Consider the following 25,028-nt stretch of genomic DNA (forward strand, 5'->3'; position numbering starts at 1 on the left):
GGCGGTGGCCTCCGGTCGGATATGTGCTCACGGCGCCACCTCCCGGGGCTCCACCTCGGTGACCACTCCGGCCTCCCCGGTGACGTCCCACGGCCCGGACGCCCCGGGCAGGAAGATCGGCATGGCCAGGGTCACCCGCGCGACGCGGGAGCCGTCGCGTTCCGCGATCTCCACGGTCATCACCTCCTGGCCGTCCCAGGGCGCCCGGACCCGTTTGCGCGCCTCCTCGTCCACGCGCGCCATGTCGTCGGGGGTCACGGCGGCCTGGCGGGCGGCCTCGGCGGCACCGTGTGAGGCGTACATGGCGGTGATGCCGAGCAGGAGGACCTGCCACACCAGGGCCAGCGCCAGCATCAGGAACGGCACCGTGGCGGCGAACTCCACGATGATCCCGCCGCGGTCGTCCCGGCGGGGGGAGGAGGCGCCCAGGGCCGGACGGCGGCCGGACTCAGCCACCGAACCCACCGAGACCTCCTCCGCCCCCGTGCGGGCCGGGTCCCCGAGGGTCGCCGTGGGACGGGCCCAGCGGCGGGACCGGGGAGTGGCCGTTGCCCGCCACGCGGGCCGAGTCGGGCCCCGAGGCGTTCAGGAAACCGGACACGTCGTGGGTGGAGGGCCTGCTGTCGCGCCGGTCGGCGCGGGAGGCGAACCCGCGCAGCCCGCCGGGCGGGGTGGACGCGCCCCCCTTGCCTCCCTGCCCCTGTGACGGGGGCGGGCTCAGCAGGTCCAACTCCGCGGCCAGGCGCGCGAAGGCCTTGCGCAGCCCCTCGTCGGTCACCTTGGTGGGGTCGCCGTTGTTCTCTCCCGGCTCCAGCGCCCGGTAGGCGGCCGGGACCGGGGTGCGCAGCACCCGGGTGCCCAGCAACTGCTGGAGGAAGTCCGGCTGGATCTCGTTCTTGCGGCTGTGCCGGGTGACCAGCGAGTACACGTCCTCGTGCGCGCGCACCTGCAGCCGCTCCCACATCCCCATCAGCCGCTGGGCGCCGCGCATCGCGGGCACGTCCGGGGTGACGGTGACGACCGCGCTGTCGGCCAGCTCCACGGCCATCGCGGTGGCCTCGTTCATGGTGGACCCGCAGTCCACCACCACCAGCTCGTAGCGGGAGCGCAGCGCACCCAGGATCCGCCGGACGGCGCGGGCGCCGACGTCCTCGCCGCGCTCGCCGTGCTCGGGGGCGAGCAGCACGTGCGGTCCGCGCGGATCCACGTACAGGGTCTCCGAGAGCATCCCGGGCGTGATGTCGTCTCCGGCCTCCACCAGGTCGCTGATGGAGCGGCGGTGCCGCAGGTTGAGGAACGCGGGCAGGTCACCGGTCTGCAGGTCCAGGTCGACCAGGCACACCACCCGGTCGGCGGCGGCCGCGACCATCGCCAGCTGTACCGCGCACGTGGTGGTGCCCACGCCCCCCTTGGCGCCGCTGATCGCCACGATCCGGCCGCGCACGCCCGACGCGGGCAGGTCCAGGGACGCCGACTCCAGGTGGCGGCGCAGCGTCCGCGACCACTCGGCGGCCTTGGTGATACGGGTATCCAGCTCGGCGATCCCCGAGTCGTGGGGCATCACCCCGCGCGCACCGGCCTCCATGGCCCAGGTGAAGGTGTCGGGGTCCATCGTGGGCGATACCAGCAGGATCGCCAGCTGCGGGTGGCGGTGGGACAGGTCGCGGATGGCGTCGAACACCGGGGCCGGCCCCAGGTCCTGGTGGATGAGGACCACGTCGATCTCGGGAAACTCCCCGGCGGCGTCGATCAGCGCCGACGTGGTGGGCCGGGAGGCCACCAGTTCGGCGCTGCCCAGCTCCTCGAAACGTGCGGCGAGCACCATCTCCGACTCGGAGGTGGGCATGCCCGCCAGGACACGGAAGTTCAACGCTTACCCCCATGCGGCATACGCCGCCCGTTGGTCGTCTCGCCCTCGTCCGGCGACCCGCCGTCGACGAGGGTGTCGAAGTCCCCGCTGCAGAACTCGGAGCTCCCGGGTGATCCGCCGCCGTCGGCGCTCACCAGGGCCAGCCGCAGCTTGGTGGAGAAGTCCTCCGCGTAGGCGAGCTGGAGCGCGGATTCCGAATCCAGCCGGAAGGTCACCGGGACCACCCCGGAGACCCCGCCGCCCTCGCCCTCCTGGGTGCGCAGCTCACCGATGTCGAGGACCTCCACCTCGGTGATGACCCGCACCGCACACGCCTCGCCGTGGTCGCGCGGCTGGAAGGTGCCGTAGATGTCCACGAACGACCCGCGCCGCACCTTGCCCGCCACACCGGTCTCGGCGTCGACCATGATGGCGATCTCGCGCTCACCGGCGGTCAGGGTGGGCTGGGGCCGCACCATGCCGCGCTGCAGGTACACGCCCTCCTCCAGGTGTGATGCGGCGACGAGCTCCTGGTCGGAGGGGGTGTCGACGTCGGACAGGTCGGTGAGGAAGACCTCCGGGTCGAAGTACGTGCTCGGTACCTGGACCCTTTCCACGGAGTCCTCTCCGACGGGCTGGTAGGCGTCGACGGCCTCGGTCAGCCGCAGGACCGTGGCGAAGCCGCCGAGGCGCTCCTGTTGGCTGCTGAGGTAGGTGAACACGGAGGCGAACACGGCGACGGCGCCGATAGCGGCAACGACCATGAGCAGGACGCCGCGTCGCTGACGGGGGTTCATAGGGGTTGCTTTTCCGTTTCCAGTGTCGGCGCGGGCCGTCCGCCCGTTTCGGGGGCGAGGTGGCGGTCCCTAGCGGGAGTAGGTCCTGGGTGTCTCGGGACGTGGGGCGGGGCCCGGGAACGACGGGCCCTCCGGTCCGTCGGTGGGCGGTGGGGGCGGGTGTTCCCGTGCGTGTCCCGGCCCGGCGGGGGGAGGGTGCGCTGGTCCGGGGGAGGAGGGCGGGGCGCCGCCGGGGGGACGCGGGGCACCGTGCGGACCACCGTGCCCGGGAGCCGGCCGTGGCGTGGGGGGTCTGGCGGAGGCCCGGGCGGCGTTGGCCGAGCAGAAGGGACAGTACCGGGCCGACACGGGCTCGCCGCACCAGGAACAGCTGGAGGCGCGGATGGAGCTGGCGGCGTAGGCGAGGGCCTGGGGATGGGCGCTCAGCGCCACGAACTCCACGTACCTGGTGGTTCCCCAGTACGCGGGACCCAGGGGCTGTGCGGGCAGGGTGCGGGTCGCCACCGGCTGGACGGCCTGCGGGAGGTGGTCGTCGAAGACCCCGGTGATGCCGGGATCGGGTGTGGAGCACAGCAGCTGGACCGGTTGCACGGGTCGGAAGGGGAGGTCGCCGGCGACGTCGGCCGGGCGCATGCGTCCCACCTGGCGGGTGGGCGCGCAGTAGGCGAGGAAGGACACCGTCGGGGCGTAGGAGCCCACGTGCTGGCGCATCGAGGTGGGAATGGTGGACAGGCCGGAGACCGTCTTGAGCCAGGCTCCGGCGAGCAGGTGCCGTGGCAGTTCGTCGCAGAGCGCGGCGACCATCCCCGGCGGCAGGTAGGGGGCGAGGTAGGCGAGTTGGTCGGCGACGAGGGACAGGGCCAGGGGCGAGAGGTCGACGCCGATCCCGGCGATGTGGTCGGTGCGCATGGCTCCGCGGGCGAAGTTGACCGCCCGCTCGGCGTCCGAGGACCGCCACGCGGGATAGAGGGCCACGACCTTGCGGCCCGCGTTGGTCTCCGCCCTGGCGAAGGCGACGAACGCGGCGCTGCGCTCGCCGATGCCCTCTCCGCGCATCGCGAACCGCCGGGCCCCGGCCTCGCCCACGTGGCCCGTGCTGGGGATGTCCGCCAACAGGGCGACGGTCGTCGCCGACCGAGGTAGGGCTCTGGACACTGGGCAAGCTCCATCGGTTCTGCGCACTGGGGGAGACTGCTGAGCGGCCTTCCGAAGGTGCCACTCGGACGCATCGTAACGAATGTGTGGCGGAGCGCGGGAGACCTCGCATTTGTCGCCCTTGGAGGCGAGGTGTGAGGTGGTGGAGGGGTTGGGGAGCGTGAGATCGGCGGACGTGACTCGGGTGGTGGGACTTCCGCGCTGGCCGAAGGGGATCGGATCGTGTCCGTGTGCGTCACCGCCTCTCCGGGGAACCGTCGTGCGGGTTGGCCACATGCGGCCAACACGTGGACAGACTGGTATGTGACCGTTTTTGAGCTGTTTGCGTTTTGTGTTGGCTTTTGGTCGTCGGGTGGTCTCCTGCGGCTGTTTTGCACCTCCCGTCCTTCCCTCTCCAAGGATGCCCTTCCTCTCCCCGTCCCACCAGTGCCTTCGGTCAGGTTGTGGACGACTCTTCCCGGAAGGGGGCGCCCGCCCGGGCGGTGCGGGCGCGACGTGGCGACGGATGACGTCCGTCCGTGGTTGGAGCGGTGGCGCACGGGAACGAATCAGACGGGTTTCGCGTCATATCTTGAGAAGCCACACGCCCCTGAGGAGACCAACGATGCGCAAGGCAAACCGCGCCGCGGCCGGAGCCGCCGCCTGGCGGGTCATCCAGAACACCGACGGCGACGTCTCCGTGTGGAAGCGCGCCGGGGCGGTCCCGCGAATGATCGGCGCCAAGCTGCGCGGGCGCTACCCCGAGCTGAGCACCACCAAGCTGCTCGGGATGCTCGTGCTGGCGGCCTACATCCTCTCCCCGATCGACTTCGTTCCCGAACTGTTCTTCCTGCTGCCCGGACTGGCCGACGACGTCGGTGCCGCCGTGTGGCTGGCCACCATGGCGCTCGGCGAGAGCGAGCGCTTCGTCCGGTGGGAGCGTCAGGACCAGGCCCAGCAGGCCTTCCGGCAGGCCAACGAACCCGGCCGGGACGAGGCGGCTCCCGGGAGGGGCGCGCACGCCCACGACGGCGATCACGGAGCACGGTAGAGGCGCCGGGCTTCCCGCGCCACCTTCTGGCGGTCCGGGCCCGGGCCGCCCACGGATTCCGAACCGGCCCCGGGCCCCGCGTGCGAACACGCGGGGCCCGTTCCGTCGCTGGGCCGCTTCGGCGGTCGGGAGGGGCGGTGGCCTCCAACCGCGGGGACCGCTGGGGCACCTGCTGGGGGAAGCCGGTCAGGGCAGGGACGGGTCGGGGGAGGGCGGGTCCTCGGGGACGATGACGCGCACCATCCGGTCCACCAGGGAATCCGGACCGTCGTCGCTGAGCACCTCGGGCAGGGTCAGATGCTCCACGAACAGGCCGGTCATCGCCAGGTAGAGCGTGACCACCGTGCCCCGGTCCCCGGGGAAGCCGCCCTCCAGGTGCCAGCGCACGTTCTCCTCCAGGGTGTCCCGGATGGTGCGCGTCAACTCCTCGCGGATGCCCGGGTGCCGGTTGGCCTCCAACCGCAGCTCCAGCAGCGCGAGGTAGCCGTTGCGGTCGGCCTCCACCCGTCGCAGCAGGTCGCGCATCGCCAGACGGGTCTGCTCACGCGAGGGCGCCGCGTTCAGGAAGCGCGTCACGAACTCCTCGGCGGGGGTCAGCCGTACGTGGACGCGCGCGCCCGCCTGGAGCAGGAGCTCGGCGCGGTTGGCGAAGTAGTTCGACGCGGTGCCCCTGGGCACCTCCGCACGGGTGTCCACCGCGCGGAAGGTGAGTCCGCGCGCGCCCTCCTCCGCGAGCACGTCGATGGCCGCGTCCAGTAGTGCGCGCCTGCGCCCGGGGTTCTGCCGCATGGCCCGTGGCCTCCTCTTTCGTCCTTCGTGAGATACACGCTTGTGATACCACTTCGAGTGTAGTACTTTGCCCGTATTGGTAATCACCCCCCTGGAGGAAGCGTGGACATCGAACTCGTCGGTCTCGCCGTGCTCTGCGACGACCCGGGTGCCAGTGCCGGGTGGTTCACCGAGCACTTCGGCTTCGAGGTCGGCATCGACCTCGGCTGGTACCTCAACACCCGGCACGGGAACCACCCCAAGCTGTCCGTCGACTTCGTCCTGCGCGACCACCCGTCCACGCACGAGGTCCTGCGCGACGGGAGGGCGAAGTCGCTGGTCGCCTTCCTGGTGCCGGACGTGGACGCCGAGGAGAGGCGCCTGCGCGAGGCGGGGGTGGAGGTGGTCATGCCCCTGGTCAGCGAGCCCTGGGGGCAGCGCCGCTTCCAGGTCTCGGGCCCGGAGGGGCTCTACGTGGAGCTCCTGCAGATGGTCGCCCCCGATCCCGAGTGGATGAGGGACAACGGCTCCGCCGTGGAGGCGGAGCGGTGAACGGGCGCCGGGGCCGGTCGGTGCGACCGGCCCCGGTACGGGCGTGCGGGTTCCGGGCGGCTCAGAAGTGCTCGGCCAGCGGCCCCAGGACCGGAACCCACTCCCGGATCCCGACCTCGCTGACCAGGCCCCGCAGGCGGAAGGGGTCCTTCTCGGTCAGGGCGAGGGCCTCCTCCTCGGAGGCGGCGCGAAAGAGCAGGAGCGCGCCGGGGGCCTCCCCGGGGCCGAAGGGGCCCGAGCACAGGTTGGCGCCCTGCTCGGAGAGCCCGTCCAGGTACTCCCGGTGGGCGGGCCGGTGCTCGTCGCGCGCGGCCGCGCTGTCGGCGGCGTAGGTGTAGGTGATGGCGAAGACCGCCATGGTGGTTCCTCCCTGGGTGTGCGGGTCCGGCGGCGGACCGGGACGCCGCCCGCTCGCGCCGGCGGGGTGCGCGGCCGCCGCCGCGATGGCCGACACTGTGCCACAGGAGGGCGGGGAGGCGCGGGCCAGGGGCCGAGGAGAGGCTGGTCACACCGGGGAGTCCAGCTTGGCGTAGACGACCACGTTGCCTGTGTAGTTGCCGCTGCGCCGCTCGAACTCGCCGCCGCAGGTCACCAGGCGCAGCTCGGCCCGGTTGGCCGTGGAACCGTAGACCCGGTCGGTGGGGAAGGCGTCCTTGTCGTACTCCCGCACCTCGTACACGTGGAACACGGCCTCGGTGCCGTCGGCGCGCCCGACGGCCACCTCGTCCCCGGGGCCCAGCTCCCGCAGTCGGAAGAAGACCGCCGGGCCGCTGAGGGAGTCCACGTGCGCGCCCAACACCGCGGGTCCGGCCTGGCCGGGCCAGGGGCCCGACCCGTACCACCCGACCGTGTCGGCGTCCTCGGGAGCCTCCAGCATCCCGGCGGTGTCCACGTTCAACGCGACGAGGTCCGTGACGTCCACGTCGATCGCCGGGATGGTGAGCCGGACGGGCCTGGCGCGTGCCAGGACGGGTGCCGTTCCGGCCTCCGGGGCCTCCGCGGACGGGACGGCGGACAGGGATCCGACGGAGCCCGGGAACGTACCGCCCTGCCACAGGCCGGCGGCCATGAGCAGTACTCCGAAGGAGGAGACGAACCGGGCGGCCGCTGAGCGGACCACCCGGCGCCCGCCCGGTTCGTCTCGTGCGGTGGCCGTCACGGCCGCTTGGCGGCCGGTGTCCGGAGGCACCGTCATGTCCGGGCGCGCAACAGTTGGCGACCGGCGACGGCCACGGCCCCCGCCACCGTGACGAGTGCGGCGCCCAGGCCGATCATCGCGGCGGTGGGAGCGCCGGCGGTGCCGCCGAGACCGGTGTCCATGCCGCTCTCCGGGGCCGCCGTGAGCGAGCCGCAGGCCGCGGGGTGGGTCGCCTCGGCCGGAACCGACTCGTCGAGGTCGCTCCTGCCCGCACCGTTGAAGTCATACGACCCGTCGCCCCCGGCGTCGATGCCGCGCTGGACGAGCACGGCCTCGCCGTCGCCGATCCGCTCGGCGACGTCCTCGTCCACCTCGAAGGTGCGGTGGTATTCGAGCTTGCCGTCCTCGTCGGCCACCGCCATGTGCTCCAGGGCAAGCTTGTGCTCGGCTCCGGTGCCGCCCTCGGTGGTCAGGGACACGGCCTCGGGGCCGTAGGAGGGCATGCCCTCGACCGTGCTGACGAACCCGTCGCCGTTCTCGTCGGAGTCCATCCCGGACGGGCACGTGTTCCTCCCGCCGATGTGGAGGTGCTGTGCGTGCGGAAGGCCCGGTGCGAGCCCGGTCGCGTGGACCTGGACCGTCACCCTCGTTCCCCGGAGCTCGACGGTGCTGGTTCCCCCGGCCCCGTGCTCGTTCAACGGCTGGATCTGCGTGTGCAGGGCCGTCGTGTCGCCGGCGGGAGCGTCGGCCCGCGCGGGAGCGGCGGCCAGTACCAGTCCCATGGGAAGCGCCAGAGCGGTCGTGGCGGCGGTTGCCTTGTGCATGCGAGAGTCTCCTCTGCGATCCTCCCCCGTCCCGATGACGTGGAGTTGTCCGGAAAGATGCCCCTTCGCACCAGCAGAGTAACCGCATGTAACGACTTAATTACGTGTAGTTGTGAACCGTTTTTGCGTGGCATGGGCGGTTCGAGGTGGATTCAGGGATATGGACCCGGAGTCGTGGAGGGCCGCGCGGAGGGGGTGGGGGCGGGCGCGGCCCACGTCTCACGTCTGTGCGGGTCCCGCGGCGAGCGTCACACTCTCATCCGCCTCGCGCCACGAGGTCCTCGCGGATGCCGGGGGAATTGCTGGTGTCGCTGGCCATGGATGCGTGGGCACTTGAAAAAAGGTTGCAATAATTTCTCTGAATAAGAAAAAGGCCCCTTCTTGTCTCTTTTTTGGCGTGGCCGTATGTCTCCTGGTCTGGGGATATGCCCAGGTGTGGGCGTGTGTTGAAGGTGGATGTTCCTTCGTGTGCTCTGTGGCGTGATGTCCGGATGCTTTTCTCTGTCTGGACTACCGGAAAGAACTATTGACTTGTTCTGACTGGCATGCGATCTTTACCCAGTGTGCATGCGCCTCGGATAGCGTGAACCACATGGGAGTCCGTGCTGTGATGGGTATGGGGGAACATCTCAACCCGACGGCCCTACTGACCTCGACGGTCAGCATCGGGTGCGCGCTGTTGCTGGGCGCGTATCTGATTGAGGCCACGGGTCTCCCCGGGTTACCCGTACTCCTCCTCGCCATGCTCGTGGGCATGGCGGTGGGTAGGTTCACGGCGGCGGTACTCAGCCCGCGCGATGACGGGGATGCCCTCTGACGGAGGTTCGCCCCAGGGGAAGCGGCGTTGAGGACACTAGCCTCCCTCCTCCTGCTGGTCGTTCTCCCCGTCCTCCTCGCCTCCGGGCGGGCCTTCCTGTACTGCTTCTGCCGGGTCCTTCGGCGCCCCCGTGCTCTTGGAAGACCGTCCCCAGCGCCAGAAGAGGCTTGCGAAGAGTGTTCCCGAGGCCCACCCCGCCGTGATGACCAAAGGGTCGACGCCACTCTTCTCGGCGGCTGTCACCACCACCCAGGCCATGATGGCCAGGCAGGCGAACAGCGCACCCAGCACGAGGATGAACAGGAAAGAGGCGAACAGCGCCCGTTTCCCCGGCGAGAGCTGGCCGAAGAACAGGTACAGGACGTTCTGGGTGAGGTGGTGACCGTTTCGAGGAGCCTTACCAGCGAAATCGCAGCTGGCGTTGGCGCCACCCCCTGTGGCGGGCGTCGGCGCGCCGTTCGGCGGCGGCGAATGGTCGGGCTCTGTTCGCGGCGTTGGGGAGGACCCGACCGTGGAATCGGCGGAAGGAGGGTCGTCGTCATCTGCGGTGTGGGCGTCAGCAGCTCCATTGCTGCACGGAGGGGTCTGTTCAGAGTCCCGCCGGTCCGGAGCCTGCTCCTGTTCGTCGTCGTTCTGGGACAGTGTCATGCGGTTGTCCTCGTCACTGCCTGGATATCGGCGTGGGTGAGGCGGGGAAGACGGTCCCCGGCTGAGCGGTCGTTCGGGGTGGGGTCCCGGGACAATCGTGGAACCCTCGCATCACGTGCGACGCACGTGTGGGTGGCGGGCGCGTGTCTCGCGTCGGCTCACTGTACGAACAGTGTTCCTTCTATCAGAGCTTCACACGTACTCGCATTATGGTGATAGGCGTCACAGTTGGGCAACATGGCGCAAATGTGGCAAAAAACCTGACATTTCCACCGAGAAGCGGCGTTCGCGTGAGCGGACTGAGGGTCACCGCCGTTGAATCAACACCAGAATAACGTTCGGTGTGTATGCGCTGAGCGGCAAGAGTCCTGGTCAGGGCGTTGAGTGGGGGTGCGGAGGCTGCCATGGCTTCACAAAGGGCCGTTTGTCATGTTTTGGTCAGTCTGTTATCCGAGTAGTCCCCTGCGCCTTACGTCAATTTCTACTTGCCGGTACAAGAGGACGCGCGGTATCCGACTCAGCCGCCCGTGTTCGGATTCCAGGCGCAACCGGTTCAGACACAACCCGGCCGAGCGGAACGTCACAGGCCCCCGGCGATACGGGTGAGGGCGTAGGCCCACACGCCCTGCACGACGGTCACGCCCAGCCACACCAGCGCGGCGACCGCGGCCGCGGTCAGCGCCGCCGTGAGCGCGTAGGTCACCACGGCGACGGTCCGGCGGGCGGCGCGGTGTTCGGGGCCCTGGTAGGTCATCGGGTTCCCTCCACGTACTCCGACTCCGACTCCGGATGTGCGGGCCGAGGGCCGTCGGCGGCGGGTCCCGGCGGCCCCGGGGGCTCCGTGGGCCCCGGATCGGCCAGCATCGCGGTGAACGCGTCGTCCTCCCCGGCCAGCAGCCACCGCAGCAGGGCGCCGAGGCTGGGATCGGCCAGCCCGGAGCCGTCGATGACGGCCGAGGTCAGGAACACCCGCGTCTCTCCGAAGTCGGCCTCCGCGTCCCGCAGCAGGTTCCCCAGCCCCAGGGTCCGCTCCGCCCACTCCCGGGGCCCCGCCCCGCCGGGCGCGACGGCCGTTCCCCGCACCAGGTCGCCGCGCGTGACCACCACCGCCAGGCGGCTCCGGCGCCACCCGGACCGGCGGTCGTGCCCCAGCATGCGGTACTGCCGCCGGATCTCGTCGCGCACCGCCCCGTACGCCAGTTCCGGGTCACGGGTGTGCGAGCGGTCCCCGGCCAGCCGGGACCGTTCCCGCCCGGTCAGCGAACGCCACACCGCCTCGATCCCCAGCGGGTCCACCGCCAGCACGAAGGTGGACGCCTTGCCCAGGTAGGCCAGCTCCTCGGCGGTCACCGAACGGTTGAACCGCTCGCCCGCCGCGTCGAACAGCTGCATGAGCAGGGTCCTGCCGCCCGCGCCCACCCGCACGGTCAGTCCACGCACCTCGCGGCCCGGGGGCGTGGGCGGGGTCCGCGTCGACAGCATCCGCTCGCAGTCCCGCAGCCGCCGCACCGCCTCCTCGCCCACCGGCTCCACGTACGCGTCCGGAGCCCTGCGCGCCGCCTGCGCCAGCATGAGGTGCATTCCGGTCACCAGGCGCGTCTTGCCCGCGCCCGTCCCCCCGAACAGCGGCAGCACGAACTCCCTGGCCTCGCCCGGACGGTGCTCCAGGCTCCGGTCGCAGTGCGGACACCGCGCGTCCAGGTCCGCCGACCCCAGCAGGAGCAGTGTCGGCAGACGGGCCCCGCACAGGCACCGCCGCCACCACAGCCCCCTCCCGCCGGGCCGGATGGAACCGTGCCGCCGACCGCACCGCGCGCACAGGTACGCCGGATACCCCAGCCGCAGGAAGCATCCCGGGCACACCATCCGGATCCGGCGGACCAGCAAAAGCCCGGAGTCCGCCAGCCGGAGCGCGCCGACGGCCGTCCACGCCGCGGCCAGGTACGCGCCCACCACCAGGGCGTGGACCAGCAGGTGCGGCAGCAGGAACACACTCCACGGCGCCGCGAAGGTCCAGCACCAGCCGAGCACCGCACGCAGGTCCCACCAGGCCGGACCGCCGTGGTAGGACCGGTGCGCGGGATCGTCCCGGCTGCCCGGCAGCGGTTCGCTCGGGTGGTCACCGCCGAACATCACCCTGTGCGTGCGGCGCAGGTACAGGGCCACCAGGACGCACCATCCGACCACGGCGGCGGTGCCCCCGAGGACCACCACGGCGCTCACCAGGACCGCGATCAGCCACCACCGCAGCAGGTAGACGACCACCAGGGCCAGGAGCACCCCGACGGCCGCCAGCAGCGCCACCCCGAGTTGCGCGCCGCCGCCGTCGCTCCGCGGCCCCGGGGGCGCCGTCCGCCTCATGAGCGCCGCCCGCCGGTCCACAGGCCCAACCCGAAGAGCCCGTGTCCGCGGGGCCCGCGCAGCCGCTGCGCCCACTCGTCGAAACCGCTTCCCGACTCCCGGGGCAGCTGTCTGCGCATCCGTACCACGTGGCGCCGCCGCCACTCGGCCACGGCGAGGGAGAGCACCGACGCGTCCAGGTACTGGGAGCGCCCGTGGCCGGTCAGCGCCTCGTGCCTGGCCGTCCGGTACACCAGCGCCGCCGTCGCGGTGTCCGGCCGCTCCTCGGCCAGCCGGAGGGACACCGCCTCGCAGTAGGCCTCGAACACCTCCGCCGGGCAGTCCCGCAGCGCCTCGGCCAGCGACGCGCACCGGCGCCATCCCAGCAGCATCCGCACCACCAGTCTCCGTGTGACCTCCTCCACCACGGGATGGGTATCCCGGACGTTTCCGTACACGGCGCCGAGCCGGTCGGGGCCACGCTCGTCCCCGGCAGCGCGCAGCGCGACCAGGGCCGGACGGACCCGCGACCACTCCACCACCACGCGCTGGCCGGGCTCCGGCAGCCGGGTGCGCAGCCAGTGCCGGGACACCTCGTCCACCAGCTCCCGCCACGCCCGTTCCCGTCCCTCCTCGGGCGGGGACGTCATCGCCTCGGCCACCCAGCCGCCCACTCCCGGTGCCACCAGGGTCCCGGGCCGCAGGGCGCGCAGGGTCAGAAGGACGGCCCGGGGTCCGTGGCCCGGCCCCCAGACCCCGGCGAGCAGGTCCTCGTCCACGTCGTACTCGGCGCGCCCGGGCGCCTCGGCCGTCCGCCCCTCCCGGCGCACGGACACCACGTACGACAGCAGCCCCGGAAGATCGGTGCGGCTGTCGGTACCCAGGAGCCGCAGTTCACGCAGGAGGGCGCTGGAGCCGTCGCGGTCGTCGGCGAACAGGGCGCCCACCGGCCCGGCTGCCAGGGCGGCCAACCGGTCGCGGGGAAGCTCCGCCAGCCCCGCCGCCGCGCCCCTGCGCATCTCGGGGTGGGCGGCCACCAGAGCGCGTGTCGCCGGGTCGGGGAGGCGGGAACCGGCCAGCAGGGGAGCGATGACGTCGCCGCCGTAGCGCTCCAGGCTCTCCGCGGGAGGCGCCAGCCCGCCCGCGCGCGCCCAGCGCAGCAGTTCCACCGCCCGGTCGGGGCAGACCTCGCCCCGTCGTCCGTCCAGCAGCGCGGCGACACGGTCCCGGGCCGCCCCGCGCACCGACTCCGACCGCATCGGCGCCACCGGAGGGGCGGGTCTGCCCGCGGCGATGTCGTCCAGGGAGCGGCGCACCATCACGCGTTCGAGCCGCTCGGTCACCCCGGTCGTGCCGCCCAGGCGGTGCGCCACCCGCTGCAGCCCGGCCAGGGCCGCGTGGTCCAGGGCCGTGTCCACCGCTCCTGCCGCGTCAGCCGCGTCCGCCGGATCCGTCGATCTCACCGGGATCCCGGACCAGGACCCCCCTCCGTTCGGCGGTCCGCCCAGTGCCGGCACGCCCTCGCGCGGTCTGCCCGGCACTCCGCGCGCCGATCTCGCGAACCCCCCTCCGGACACTCCGCGGGCCAGCCTCGCGGTCGGCCCGTCCGCCGCACCGACCAGTGTTCCGTCCGTCGATCCGCCGACCGCGGCACCGCCCGGTCCGCCGGAGGGCCCGCCGGCCGACCCGTTCCGGATGCCCGCGCGCGCTCCCGCGGGCGCCACGGTGTCGGCGTCCAGGATCCGGTGGACCAGCGCGGCCGCGTCGTCCTGGGCGAGCCACTCCACCGCCTCCGGCAGCCACTCGCGCACCGCCCTCAGGTCCCTCCCGCACGGGGCGCCCCCGTCCAGCAGTGCCGCGGCGGCCAGCACCGGACCCCAGTCGGCCAGAGGCCCCTCCCGGCCCGAGGCGTAGGGCAGCGCCCGGCGCCACAGCTCCGCGGCGCGGCGTGTGCCCAGCCGGGCCAGCCGGTCGGCCACCGCCCACGCCCGGGACCCGGGTCCGGGCAGCCCGTCCACGGAGTCCGACTCCGGGTCGTACACCGTGAACCGGCCCTTCCACAACGTGGTGTCCGACCCCGGCGGCACACCGATGACGTGCACGAGCGCCTCGTCGGGGTTGCCGCAGTAGGTCGCGAACGACAGCAGCCGGGCCCGCTCCGGCGACAGCAGGTGGGTCAGAGCCGCCACCCAGTGCGCCACGGACGCGCTGTCGGCCACCAGCACCAGGGGACGGGCGTCGTCCACGGCGTCGTCCGCGGCGAGGAGCAGCCGCGCCACCACCTCCGGGGGCCAGCGCCGCACCCACGCGTCGGTGCGCTCCCGGTCCAGGGGGCCGGGGCCGACCTCCAGCTCCGACAGTTCCGACAGCTCCGGCAGGTCGGGACCGTGCACCGGCGCCTCCGCCCAGAAGTCGGCCTCCCACAGCTCCGCGGGCAACGGGCCCGCTTCCCCCGGCCCGGCGGCCACCAGGCTGTGCGCGAAGTAGTTGCCCGGCCGTCCTGAGGGGTCGTCACCGCTGGAGACCACCCGGCTCAGCACCGGGACCCCTCCCACGTCGGGCGAGTAGCAGAGGTTGACCGGGTGGTCGTCCACGCGCTCGGCCGTGTACGACCTCGGCGGCTCGTACACGGTGAACCGCTCGACCTCCCGCAGGATCCGGGGGTCCACCCCGGGGGTCGCCGCGTTGAACTGGTAACCGGCGTAGCCGGACAGGCCGTGTTCGCACGAGGTGTAGTACAGCTGAGCGAAGCCCATCGGTACGTCCTTCTGGTCGGTCTGGTCGTTCACGGGGTCCGGCGGCCGGGTCGTCGCGCTCGGAACCGTTCGGCGTCCGGGAACCGCTCGGGTGCTCGGGCATCGGCCGTCTGAACCGCCTGGGCGGGATCAGGCCCCGTCGCGCGAGGGGATGACCCCGAACTCGCTGAGCATCCACAGGAACGGGTCGGCCACCCGGTAGGGGCGCACCCCTCCGCGCACCCGGTTGCCCTCGTCGGGAACGCCGCCCAGCGCCGACACCCCGAAGTAGCGCGCGTTGCGGTAGTGGTTGTTCACGTGGCCGTCCACACCGCCGCCGTCCCACCGGTGCAGGAGCTGCTGGATCTGGGCGTGCACGTCCTGGCTGTCGGACTCGTCGAAGAACGGCGTGCCCGGCTGCGGCCGGTGCAGCGGCGACCCCTCGTCCAGTTCGCCGTGCAGCGCGTCGATCTTGGTCAGGCACACCGCCATGGGAACCCGGATCAGCCTGTTGGCCGCCCCGGGCCGGCTCATCAGCAGGTCGGTGACCCGTCCCAGCATGTCCAGCGGCCGGTTCTCCACCCTGCCCGGCGCGGGCATCCGCGTCCCCGCCGGAACCAGCCGCCGTGCGCCCTCCATCTGGAGCGGGTCCAGCAGCAGGATGATCCCGTCGGCGTTGTTGAGGTAGCGCAGGTTCGCCTCCACGCTCGCCGCGGAGGTCAGGTCCTCCCCGGCGGTGTCGAAGAACGACAGCAGCGTGTGCTGCGGGCGCCCGCCGGACAGCCCCCGCCGTTTGGTGGTGAACCGGAACACCAGCGGTTCGCGGGTCACCCCGGTGCGCCGGGTGGCGCCGAGCAGCCGCGCCTCCTCGTACAGCGGGGTCTCGTAGTCGGCGTGGAAGCGGTGCCGGGTGTGGTCGTCCGAGCCGCCCACCGAGGCGTTGAAGCGGGAGCCCACGCGGTTCATCAGCTCGTGGATGAGCACCGTCATGAACACGGTCTTGCCCGCGTCGCGCGCCCCGACCAGGGCGATCATCCGGCTGCGGATACGTCCGAAGTTCACCGGCAGCTGGGCGTGGCAGGTGGCGCACACCTGCCTGCCGGTGGCCGCCGCGCACTCCGGACACACCGCCCGGGCGTGCCGCCCGTCGGCCTCGAACACCGGGGGCAGCCGCTCGCGCCGCCCCAGGTGGGCGCGGATCGCGGTGTCCTCCACCGGAGCGCACACCCGCCCGTCGGGTCCGGGACGCCCGGTGCACCGGAAGCGGATGCGTCGCTCGGAGAACCGCGAGTAGCAGTAGGGGCACACCAGGCGGCGGCCGTCCACGGGGATCAGCGAGCGCAGAGTGTCCAGGGTCCTCACCACCTCAGTTCCCGCACCGGGGGCTGGCGCAGCCGGACCCCCCGGTCGTCCTCGTCCGACGGGAAGCACATCAGCCAGCCCTCGCCCGTCCCCCGGGGAGGCCGTACGCGTACCGAGACCCACTCGCCCGCCGCCAGGTGCTGGGCGGGGAAGACGGCCAGCACGAGTCCCTGCGCGGCGGAGTGCGGCTGGACCGGGCCCTCGGCGTAGACCACGGACACCTCGGGCATGTCGCAGTCCTCCTCAGCGAACACGTGGACCAGCCGGTCCCGGCGCAGCAGCCCGGCCGCCTCCACGCTGTAGTCGAGCACCGCACGGCCGGGCACGGTGATGCCCGTCGGGGCGCTCACCGCCTCACCGCCCTCGAAGGGAACGACGGCGCGCACGTCCACGCGCACCGAGTCCGGGCTCATGGGCGCCTCGAAGCCGCCGTCGCAGGCGTACTGGAGCCGGGTGCAGCGCAGTTCGCCGCCGATCCAGTGCTCGGCTCCTGGGGCCTCGGGGCGCCAGGAGACCATCGCGGCGACGGCGTCGTCGGGCCAGGTCCATCCCAGGCGGATCGAGGTGTCGAAGCGCTCCGCGTGCAGATCCCTCACCGGCGGGGCGGCGGTCACCCGCACGGAGTTGCCCACCACCGCCTGGTCGCCCGCCACCGTCACCGCCAGGACGTGGTGGGTGCCCGAACCCAGGGCCAGCGCCGCGAGGGCCCGGTCGTCGTCCGCGACCTCTCGCGGGGTGCGGTCGTCACCGCCCGACCCGCCGCCGTTCCCGGCCGTTTCCGGTGCGTGGTCTCCGGGCGCGGGACCACGCCCTCCGTCGTCCGCGGTCCGGGAACCCCGGGCCTCCGGGGCCCCGGGGCCCGTCTCCTCGTCCGGGCCCGCGGGCCCGGACGGCAGGTGCGCGGCGTGGTCTCCGTCGACCCCCGCATCGGCCCCGGGCGTCTCGGCGGGGCCCAGGACCCGGACGCCCTCGCGCTCCCCGCCCGCCGCCGGGGCGGCGGGGTGTGCGTCCGGTGCGGTGTGACCCGCGTGCGAGGCGTACGTTCCACCGTCCTCGGCGCCTGCCCCGCTCCTGTGGAGGGGGCCCTCGTCGGGGCCGAGGACATGGACGTCCCCCTGGTCCCCGTTCTCCACCGGGTCCGGCCAGCTCGGGTACGGGAGGTGCGCCTCACCGGCCGTTCGCTCCGCGTGCGCGCCCGTGGCCCGGGCCATGTCGGTCCAGGCGCCGAACCACGTCCCCTCGGCGGGACCGGCATCCGGGACACCCTCCTCCGCGGTCGGCGCGGTGGGGTCCGGTGAGCGCGCGGCGTGGCGCCCGCCGCCGTGGACACCGGCTCCGGTGCTCTCGGCGGGACCGAGGATCCGAACGCCCTCCCAGGCCACCTGCTCCTCGGACGTCATCGGGAAGGCCCCCGCGCCCGGGTGCTCTTCGGCCGCCGGGTGTTCCTCGGCCGCCGGTGCCGGGGGCGGTGCCACGGCGTGTCCTCCGTCGCAGCCCCCGGACGCCGCGGTGGGGCCCAGGACCCGGACGCCCTCCCTCTCCTCGGCCGCCGCCGGTTCCGGGACGAGTCCCCCCGGCCGCGCGTCCGCAGTCCCGGAGGCGTGGACCTGGCTGTTGCGGACGGCGACCTCGGCCCTGTCGGCGGGACCGAGGACCCGGACGCCCTCCCTCTCCTCACGCGTCCCGGTCCCGGGGCTCGGGACCTCCGCTCGTGCGAAACCCGTGTCACCGGGGGACGGGACCGGTCCCGTGTCGTCGGCGGCCGGAAGCGGGCCCGTGCCCCCGGGCCCGCCGTCCGGAGTCCCCGTCTCCGCCGCGTCGGCGGGGCCCGGAACCCGGGCCGTGTCCGGGCCCCGGGCGGGGCCCGTGATCCCGGCGGGCTCCGCGGCCCCGACGGCCTTCTCCGCGCCCTCCGCCACCGGGTGCTGGTCCACCTCGCGGCCGTAGGAGTCCAGATCGTCGGGGCCGACCACCGTGCCCGGCGACCATTCGGGAGGCTCCGCCCCCACCCGCAGCATGACCCGGCCCCGGGGCGGGCCCGTCCACGAGGCCACGAAGTCCGTACCGCCGTCCGGCCACACGGACAGGTCCAGCACCGGAGCCGGGCACGGGCCCGGACTGGCCCGCCGAACGAGACCCGCCGACCCCCGCGCGTGCCCGTTCGAGGTCACGTAGATGGCCCGGATCCGGTAGTGGTACTCCACGTCGGTGTGGACGTCGGCGTCGCGGAACCCCGTCCCGTCCGTCGCCACGCGCACCCCGTCACCCGCCCCGCGCGGCGGGGCGCCCTCGCCGCGCAGCACCTCCACGCGCACGGCCTCCGCCGGGGCGTCCCAGGAACCGCAGACCTCGTGCTCACCGGCGCACACCCGCAGCGACGAGACCTCCGGCGCGATCATCACCGGCGGGGTCGACACCGCCTCCGACACCCCGCGGCCTCCGCGCACCGCCACCACGGTGTAGCGCGCCTCCGAGCCCACCGGGGCGCCGGTGTCGGTGATCTCCGTCCCCGACAGCTCGCCCACCGGTACCTCCCGGGCGCTGCCGTCCCGCCCGGTGCGCCGCGTCACCCGGTAGGTGACCGTCCCGGCCAGGCTCGGGCTGGGCTGCCAGGTCACGACCACGCTCCGGCCGTCGACCCGGGCCTCCACCCCGCGCGGCGGCAACGGCTCGACCTCGCCCAGCCGGGCGGTGAGCACCTCGTCGTCGGCCGCCACGTCCACCGCCGCCGCCAGCGCCCGCGCCGCCTCCTCGCGGTCGCCCGCGCGCAGCGCGCGGTCCGCCTCCCCGGTCAGCTCCTCCACCTGGCGCACCCGCACGCGCAGCCGGGAGTGCAGGTCGTGCTCATCGGGCAGGTCGGAGGCGGCCTCCTGCGCCTGGCGAAGCTGGTTGTCCACCAGCAGGTCGCGCACGTCCCGCTCCGCCCGGACGACCGGATCGGCACGGGGGCCGGAGTGCCGCACGGCCGCGGCCAGCAGCATGGCCTCCTCCTCGACCAGTCCCCGGTGCACCCAGTGCCGTACCAGCCCGGACTCGGTCAGGGACTCCGGGCGCTCGCGCAGGTCGCTGACGATCTCCCACAGCACGAGGGACTCGCGCAGGACCGGGTCGTCCTCGGCGCGCAGGATCTCCAGCACGTTCTCGGCCGCGGCCTTGCCCTCGGTGACCGCCTCCAGCCGCACACGCTGGGCCGCCTCGTCCAGGGCGACCTTGTCCAGGGCGGTGCCGTCACGGAGCCGGAACCCGTCCAGCACGGTGAACCCGTGGGCCAGGCGCTGCTCTCCGAAGACCACCATGGGGGAGAAGGCCACGCCCCGGACGCGCAGGTTCTCGCGCAGGGCGCGGAAGGCGCGCACGGGCGGCGCGTCCGGCAGTTCGGGCAGGCGGTCCACGACCCGCACGCCGTGGTCGAGCAGGACGCGTTCGGCGTCGGCCTCGGCCACTCCCACCGGCGCGATCATCGACCGGAGTGCGTCCCGGTCCAGCAGGGTGCTGGTCAGGCTTCCGGCGATCTCGGACCACTCGGCCAGCGCGAGCCGGGCCGTCTCACAGCGCACCCGGTGGAAATGGGCATGGGTGAGCTCGCCCTCGTCCTCCATGCGTTCGTGGTCGGCGATCAGGTCGGCCAGCACCTTCTTCAGGGAGCGGCGGCGGTCCCGCAGCGCACGCCAGTAGGCGCACACCTCCGCGACGTGCTCGGTGAAGGCGGTGGGGTCGGCGCGCAGCCGCCGCTCCAGGCGCGGGCCGATGCCGTAGCGCGTGAACAGGTCCGCCGGGAGCCCGCGGGCACGCGCGGCCACCAGTACCTCGTCCTCGTAACGTGTGCGGTCCTGTGCGTCCCAGGGCATCGTGCGGTGCCGCTCCCCTCGTGTGGTCGTGGTCGTACGGTCCTGTGAGGGGGTGGTGGGGGTGCGGGTGGCGGTGTCCGGGGGAGACGGGAAACGGGGCGGCGCCGGTCGGCGGTTCGGTCCGGAACGTGTTCGGCGGACTACGTCATCTTCCGGCCGGCGCCTGTCGCCGTGGTGGTAATCGCATCGCCCCCGCCTTTCACCGCTGTCGCTTTCGCGTTACAGCCGTTCAGGATCACGAGCATACCTATCAAGGGTGCGTTGACGGGGAGAACACGGGACTTTTGACCCTGCGCGTGTCTGTGCCATATTTCCCGATGTGCCATGGAATCAGGTGAAGTGCCATGACCACGTCATATGCAAGGTTCGGATGCCTTTGTCAGTGCTTCTTCGGGTGGACGGGACAATGCCGTGGAAATGAGGAGGGGCGCCGTTGCGGCACCCCGTGGATTTCCTTCGGCCCTTCGGTTTCCGGTGGTTCGGTGCGCTCCTACCAGCCGAGGATCTCCAGTGAGGTCTCCAGGTTCTCCCGGAGCCGGTCGCGGCGTTCGGTGAGGGCCTCCTCGTGCTCCGCCACCAGGCCGTCCAGGATGTCGCGCTCGGCGCCGACGAACGCGTCCAGGTAGCCGGAGGAGCCCTTGCACTCCACACTGGGAACCGCGGTCTCGCCGGCCGCGCCCTCACCGGACATCGGGGTGCCGTGGTATCCGTCCACGCGTCCGGCCATGCACTCCTCCCAGGCCGCGGTGGCCGCGATGACGCCAGGATCCTCCATGGCGGCGAAGAAGGACTCCATGAGAAGGTCGTCCGCGAGGCCGTGGGAGGTCGGGACGTCGGCGGGAGCGCCGTTCTCCGTGGTCTCGAAGGGCATCGAGCTGTCCGGGTCGATCTGTCGGCGTGCCCGGGTCATGCAGCCGCCCTCGGGCACCGGCTCGCCCGAGGGGGTCTCCGCGCCCTCCTCCCCACCGCTGACCGCCGTCTCCGCCTGGGCGCGCAGGTCCGCGTCGCCTCCGATCCGGTAGGCGGGGTCGCCCCTGTCCTCGGCGGGCAGGCCGAACCCGTGCTCCTCGGCGATGTCGATGCGCGTGTTCCCGTACCGGCGGTACTCGCGTTGGGGCCCGAAGGCCCTCATCCTCAGAAGGTCCATCCGGGTGTCGGAGTTGACGGAGGCCTCGTAACCGAGGTCCACCAGGCACTCCACGATCAGTGTGCTCACCGCCCTGTTGACGACGTACTCCTCGTACACGTCGAGCCGGTAGTCGTACACCGGCAGGTGCAGGCGCTCGCTCAGTTCGGCGTCCACGCCCGCGTAGGGGTCCTCCGGCCGGACGAAGCCCGCGGCGGCCCCTCCGGCGGGTGAAGCCTCCTCGGGGGACGGGGAGGGGGAGGGGCCGGGTTCGGACGCGTCCCCGAACAGGGAGCAGCCCGTCAGCGCGAGGACGAGGGCGCCCGAGGCCAGGGCGGACGGGAAGCGGACGCGGCGGGGAATTTCCACGGACTCTCCAAAGGGGGGACCCCGGGCCGGGGGCAGCGGGGCGCCCGGGTGGAACGAGCCTAACCGCCGCCCTCCGCGTGCCTTCCCCACCCCCTGCGCGCGGGCGGGCACGGAACGTGGATGGGGCGCTCGAACAGTGCTCCGCCCCCACCTCCTGCGCGCGGGCGGGCACGGCCTCAGGGCCGCACGGACGCGTCCAGCCGTGTGGCCAGGTCCTCGCTGAGAAGTGCGATGTAGGTGCTGGTGATGTGCCCGGCGTCGCGGTAGACCATCACGTTGCCGATCACCGCCGGGCACCCGCCGTCGACGCAGAACCGGTCGCTGAGATCGAGCCAGTGGACCCCCTCGTCGAAGGAGCGGGCCGCGTCCTCCTGGGGATCGGCGTCGTCGAAGGCCTCCTCCACGGGCCGTTCGCACCGTGACGGGTCCTCGACGTGGGACGCCACGCACTCCACCACGTCCTTGCGTGCGCGCGGGGTGTCGCGCAGCACGACGATCTCGCCGCTGACCCGCGCCACGTCCTCCCACAACCGGCTCATACCCTCGGCCATCTCGGCCCGCTCCTGCTCGGGGGAGGACTTCTCGGCCGGTCCGCCGGCCGTGGACGAGCTGGTGAACACCAGGTCCGGCCGCAGCCCGTCCAGCTCCCCGACCACCGCGCGGTTCCACTCGCGGCACGCGGTGTAGGAGCCGCCGTCGGGACCCCTCACCACCGTGTCGGTGAACGCGCACGAGGACTTGGTGTAGACGGACAGCCGCCAGCCGCGCTCGGCGGCCAGCTTCTCCAGCGCGGGGACCCACTGGGCGCTGTGGGAGTCACCGACCACCGCCACGTCCACGCGGGCGTCCTCGGGGCCGTAGACGCACGGGTCGCCGGGGTCGGTCTCGGTGGGGGAGGCCTGGCAGTCGTCCTCGTACAGCGTGGGCACGTCGTCCTCCGCCCTGACGGGGGAGGGGTAGATCAGCACCGTGTCCGGAGCCCGCCCGAGCGCGGCGGGCCCGGTGTGCACCGCGGGGTCGAACGTCACCGAACCCTCCCGGTCGACCCGCATGTACACCGCGCCGCCCACCGCGGCCACCGTCACCACGCCCGCGGTGGCCACGGCCAGGGCCGAACGGCCGCCGCGGACCAGGTCGCGGTCGCGTACCGGCTCCTCCACCCACACCTTGGTGCCCCACGCCAACAGCACGGACAGGGCGGCGATCGCCACGGCCTCCAGGGGGCCGAGCCGGTCACGTCCGGTCAGTACCAGCGCGAAGACGATCAGCGGCCAGTGCCACAGGTACAGCGAGTACGACATGTCGCCGATCCACCGCGCCGGGGCGGTGCTCAGCAGCCGGGACGCCGACAGCCGTCCGGCGGACTGCTCGGCCGCGATCACCGCCGCACCGCCCAGCACCGGCAGGACCGCCGCCCAGCCGGGGAAGGGCGTGCCGTCGTCGTAGGTCAGCGCGGCGACCGCGACGGCGGCCAGGCCGAGCCAGCCCAGGAACGGGCGCCAGCGCTCCGGCAGGCTGCCGTGTGCCAGCCCCACCGCGAGCAGACCGCCCACGGCCAGCTCCCAGGCGCGGGTGAGCGGAAGGAAGTACGCGGAGGCCGCCTCCCGCTGGGTCAGCAGCACCGAGCAGGCCAGGGACAGCACCAGAACCGCGCCCAGGAGCACGATGAGCGTGCGGGCCTCGGCCCGCCAGCGGCGCCGGGCCAGGGCCCACACCACGAACAGCAGCGGCCACACCAGGTAGAACTGCTCCTCCACCGACAGCGACCAGAAGTGCTGGACGGGGCTGGGCGGGGTGTCCGAGGCCAGGTAGTCCACCGCCTGGCGTGCCAGGTACAGGTTCTCCACGTAGGCGGCCGAGGCCACCAGCTGCCAGGCGGTGTCGGCCAGCCGGGTCACTGGCAGGACGAAGAACGCGACGACGCCGGTGGTCAGCAGCACCGTGGTCGCCGCGGGCAGGAGCCGCCGCACCCGGCGCACGTAGAAGCCGCCGATCGACACCCGGCCGTGCTCGTCGGCCTCGCGGTACAGCAGCGACGTGATGAGGAAGCCGGAGATCACGAAGAACACGTCGACACCGACGTAGCCGCCCGGAAGCAGGGCGGGGTCCAGGTGGTAGGCGAGGACCAGCAGGACGGCGACGGCGCGCAGCCCCTGGACCTCGGGGCGGAACCGGCGTCCGGTCCGGGCGGGTGCTGTGAACATGGGGCTGGCTCCGAGGGCGGGCTCGGCGACGGGACACGACCGGCGCGGTCATCAGGAGGGGATCACCGCATTGTGCGGTGCGCCAGGGACCCGAGGCGACTCCGAGGGCGATGTGGGGCCAGGTGTTCGCCCAAAGGGGGTGTGTTCGACACGTTCCCGTGGTCGGGCGTTCCCGCGGGCGCGTGCGGACCCGTTCGTGGCACGTCCGCTTCGGATCTGGGGCAGACTGTCGGGTGTCGCCCGAAAGAGTCGTCCGGTCCCGTGCGGTGTCGAGCGCTACCGCACCGGCTCGGACACGGCCCGGCCCGGCCGCGCCGTGAGAGGAGGCATGCCGTCACCCCCGTCATCCCGACGCGCCTCGTGGCGGCCACCACCGTGGTGGCCGTCGTTCCTTGCGTGCTCTACCCCCTGGCCGGACCCTGGACGCTTCTGTGGATCCCGGCCGTGCTGCTCCTGGTAGCCCTCCTCCAGCACTTCGGCGTCGCGGTCGCCGGAACCGGTGACACCTTCGAGGGGCCGACCTCCCCCGGAACCCCCGAGGCCCCCGGAACCCCCGGGGCCGCCCCGGTAACGGAGGACTCCGGCGCCGCGCGCGGCACCCGGATGCGTCCGGTCGCGGTGCCCAGCGCCGCCCAGGACTACGACCTGGTGTTCTCCGCCGTGGTGCACTGGCGGTGGGACGGTCACGTGGACCTGCGCCTGCGCAACCCGGTCGCCCCCGCCGTCCTCGCCGTCGTCACCCGGGCCTCGGAACTGGCCCGCGGCGTGGACCCCTCGGGCCACGGGATCGCCGAGTGCGAGCTGGCCGCCCGGCTCGCGGTGGAGACCGCGGTCACCGGGGCCGGGATCGTGGTGTGGGCGGAGGAGGTGGGCCTGCGCCCTCGGGAGGAGGACGCCGAGCGGCTGCGCCGCATGGCCGAGCTCCGCAAGGACCGCGAACTGCGCGAGGCCGTCCGCGGCGCCGAGGAGGAGCCGGAGGAATTCACGTTCGGGTCCACGGGCCCGGTCCTGTCCCCGCGCACGGCCGCGGACGGGGGATTCGACCCGCTGGACGGCCGGCTGGGCGACCCGTTCGACGAACCGATGACCTACGACGAGAACGGGCTCGTCGTTCCTTCCGGCCCGGGCAGCGACGTGGACGTCGAGGGCTACGAGAGCTACTGGTGGCCCGCCGAGGGCGGCGTCCACGAGTCGGCCGAGCGCGACGTGCAGGTCGCGATCCTGCGGAGCCTGATCGAATCCCTCCCGAGCGGGCCGACCCGCGCGGAGTTCGCCCGCGACCAGCTGGAGCTCCTGGAGCGGGGCGGCTTCTCCGAGGTGGCGAGGCGCATCCGCGAGGAGTGCCTGGAGCTGGACGGCGACGACGCCCTGCGGAGCTCCGGCGGCACCCGGGCCCCCGAGGACGGCTCCTGACCCCTGCCCCGGGACGGACGCGCCGGGCCGGTGCACCCCCCCGCGGGCGTGGG

General features: G+C 73.1%; 19 protein-coding genes. 3 read left to right on the forward strand and 16 right to left on the reverse strand.

What is annotated here, in order from left to right; all coding sequences use genetic code 11:
• Positions 1-27: 27 nt before the first annotated feature.
• The 4 genes from FYX01_RS19210 to FYX01_RS19225 all read right to left on the reverse strand — a co-directional run bounded on the left by FYX01_RS19210 (position 28) and on the right by FYX01_RS19225 (position 3,801).
• Positions 28-465 carry a pilus assembly protein gene (locus FYX01_RS19210; RefSeq protein ID WP_394350488.1) on the reverse strand — a complete coding sequence of 146 codons (438 nt, stop codon included), beginning with the start codon at positions 463-465 and terminating at the stop codon, positions 28-30.
• A complete protein-coding gene (locus FYX01_RS19215) occupies positions 449-1,870 on the reverse strand; it encodes a CpaE/TadZ family protein (protein WP_150243333.1) in 1,422 nt (473 codons plus the stop codon). Before FYX01_RS19215 ends, FYX01_RS19210 begins: the two co-directional genes overlap by 17 nt.
• Positions 1,867-2,646, reverse strand: coding sequence for an RcpC/CpaB family pilus assembly protein (locus FYX01_RS19220; RefSeq protein WP_150243335.1), 780 nt, complete (start codon positions 2,644-2,646; stop codon positions 1,867-1,869). The genes FYX01_RS19215 and FYX01_RS19220 overlap by 4 nt, the downstream gene beginning before the upstream one ends.
• Before the next feature lie 69 nt (positions 2,647-2,715).
• A complete protein-coding gene (locus tag FYX01_RS19225; protein ID WP_223830548.1) occupies positions 2,716-3,801 on the reverse strand; it encodes a hypothetical protein in 1,086 nt (361 codons plus the stop codon).
• 604 nt (positions 3,802-4,405) lie between these two features.
• Between FYX01_RS19225 and FYX01_RS19230 the strand changes: the two genes are divergently transcribed.
• Positions 4,406-4,831 (forward strand): YkvA family protein, encoded by a 426-nt coding sequence (locus FYX01_RS19230; protein ID WP_150243337.1) that lies wholly within the window; start codon positions 4,406-4,408, stop codon positions 4,829-4,831.
• A gap of 186 nt (positions 4,832-5,017) precedes the next feature.
• On the opposite strand, the gene FYX01_RS19235 is transcribed toward FYX01_RS19230, so the two are convergent.
• Positions 5,018-5,620 carry a TetR/AcrR family transcriptional regulator gene (locus FYX01_RS19235; protein WP_150243339.1) on the reverse strand — a complete coding sequence of 201 codons (603 nt, stop codon included), beginning with the start codon at positions 5,618-5,620 and terminating at the stop codon, positions 5,018-5,020.
• A gap of 102 nt (positions 5,621-5,722) precedes the next feature.
• Here FYX01_RS19235 and FYX01_RS19240 point away from each other — a divergent pair, with 102 nt between their 5' ends.
• Complete coding sequence (locus tag FYX01_RS19240) at positions 5,723-6,151, forward strand: VOC family protein (protein WP_150243341.1); 429 nt, start codon at positions 5,723-5,725, stop codon at positions 6,149-6,151.
• A 61-nt stretch (positions 6,152-6,212) separates the two neighbouring features.
• Here FYX01_RS19240 and FYX01_RS19245 read toward each other — a convergent pair whose 3' ends face one another.
• The 11 genes from FYX01_RS19245 to FYX01_RS19290 form a co-directional block, all read right to left on the reverse strand.
• Positions 6,213-6,509 (reverse strand): YciI family protein, encoded by a 297-nt coding sequence (locus FYX01_RS19245; RefSeq protein ID WP_150243343.1) that lies wholly within the window; start codon positions 6,507-6,509, stop codon positions 6,213-6,215.
• 147 nt (positions 6,510-6,656) lie between these two features.
• Positions 6,657-7,346: a class F sortase gene (locus FYX01_RS19250; protein WP_150243346.1), complete on the reverse strand. Its 690-nt coding sequence runs from the start codon at positions 7,344-7,346 to the stop codon at positions 6,657-6,659.
• Complete coding sequence (locus FYX01_RS19255) at positions 7,343-8,113, reverse strand: hypothetical protein (protein WP_150243348.1); 771 nt, start codon at positions 8,111-8,113, stop codon at positions 7,343-7,345. Before FYX01_RS19255 ends, FYX01_RS19250 begins: the two co-directional genes overlap by 4 nt.
• A gap of 853 nt (positions 8,114-8,966) precedes the next feature.
• A complete protein-coding gene (locus FYX01_RS19260; protein ID WP_150243350.1) occupies positions 8,967-9,578 on the reverse strand; it encodes a hypothetical protein in 612 nt (203 codons plus the stop codon).
• A gap of 580 nt (positions 9,579-10,158) precedes the next feature.
• Positions 10,159-10,332, reverse strand: a complete 174-nt coding sequence (locus FYX01_RS26270) for a hypothetical protein (protein ID WP_190394392.1) — start codon at positions 10,330-10,332, stop codon at positions 10,159-10,161.
• Positions 10,329-11,939, reverse strand: a complete 1,611-nt coding sequence (locus FYX01_RS19265) for a TRAFAC clade GTPase domain-containing protein (protein ID WP_223830549.1) — start codon at positions 11,937-11,939, stop codon at positions 10,329-10,331. The genes FYX01_RS26270 and FYX01_RS19265 overlap by 4 nt, the downstream gene beginning before the upstream one ends.
• A complete protein-coding gene (locus tag FYX01_RS19270; protein ID WP_223830550.1) occupies positions 11,936-14,707 on the reverse strand; it encodes a GTPase-associated protein 1-related protein in 2,772 nt (923 codons plus the stop codon). The genes FYX01_RS19265 and FYX01_RS19270 overlap by 4 nt, the downstream gene beginning before the upstream one ends.
• 96 nt (positions 14,708-14,803) lie before the next feature.
• Entirely contained in the window at positions 14,804-16,018 is a 1,215-nt protein-coding gene (locus tag FYX01_RS19275) for a TRAFAC clade GTPase domain-containing protein (RefSeq protein WP_190394393.1), read from the reverse strand.
• Entirely contained in the window at positions 16,012-19,863 is a 3,852-nt protein-coding gene (locus tag FYX01_RS19280) for a SaeA-related protein (RefSeq protein WP_150243352.1), read from the reverse strand. The genes FYX01_RS19275 and FYX01_RS19280 overlap by 7 nt, the downstream gene beginning before the upstream one ends.
• Before the next feature lie 490 nt (positions 19,864-20,353).
• Positions 20,354-21,358, reverse strand: a complete 1,005-nt coding sequence (locus tag FYX01_RS19285; RefSeq protein ID WP_150243354.1) for a hypothetical protein — start codon at positions 21,356-21,358, stop codon at positions 20,354-20,356.
• 176 nt (positions 21,359-21,534) lie between these two features.
• Positions 21,535-23,562 carry an acyltransferase family protein gene (locus tag FYX01_RS19290; RefSeq protein ID WP_150243356.1) on the reverse strand — a complete coding sequence of 676 codons (2,028 nt, stop codon included), beginning with the start codon at positions 23,560-23,562 and terminating at the stop codon, positions 21,535-21,537.
• A 360-nt stretch (positions 23,563-23,922) separates the two neighbouring features.
• Here FYX01_RS19290 and FYX01_RS19295 point away from each other — a divergent pair, with 360 nt between their 5' ends.
• A complete protein-coding gene (locus FYX01_RS19295) occupies positions 23,923-24,975 on the forward strand; it encodes a hypothetical protein (RefSeq protein WP_150243358.1) in 1,053 nt (350 codons plus the stop codon).
• The last annotated feature ends 53 nt before the right edge of the window (positions 24,976-25,028 follow it).

Source organism: Nocardiopsis quinghaiensis, assembly GCF_008638365.1.
Lineage (GTDB): Bacteria > Actinomycetota > Actinomycetes > Streptosporangiales > Streptosporangiaceae > Nocardiopsis > Nocardiopsis quinghaiensis.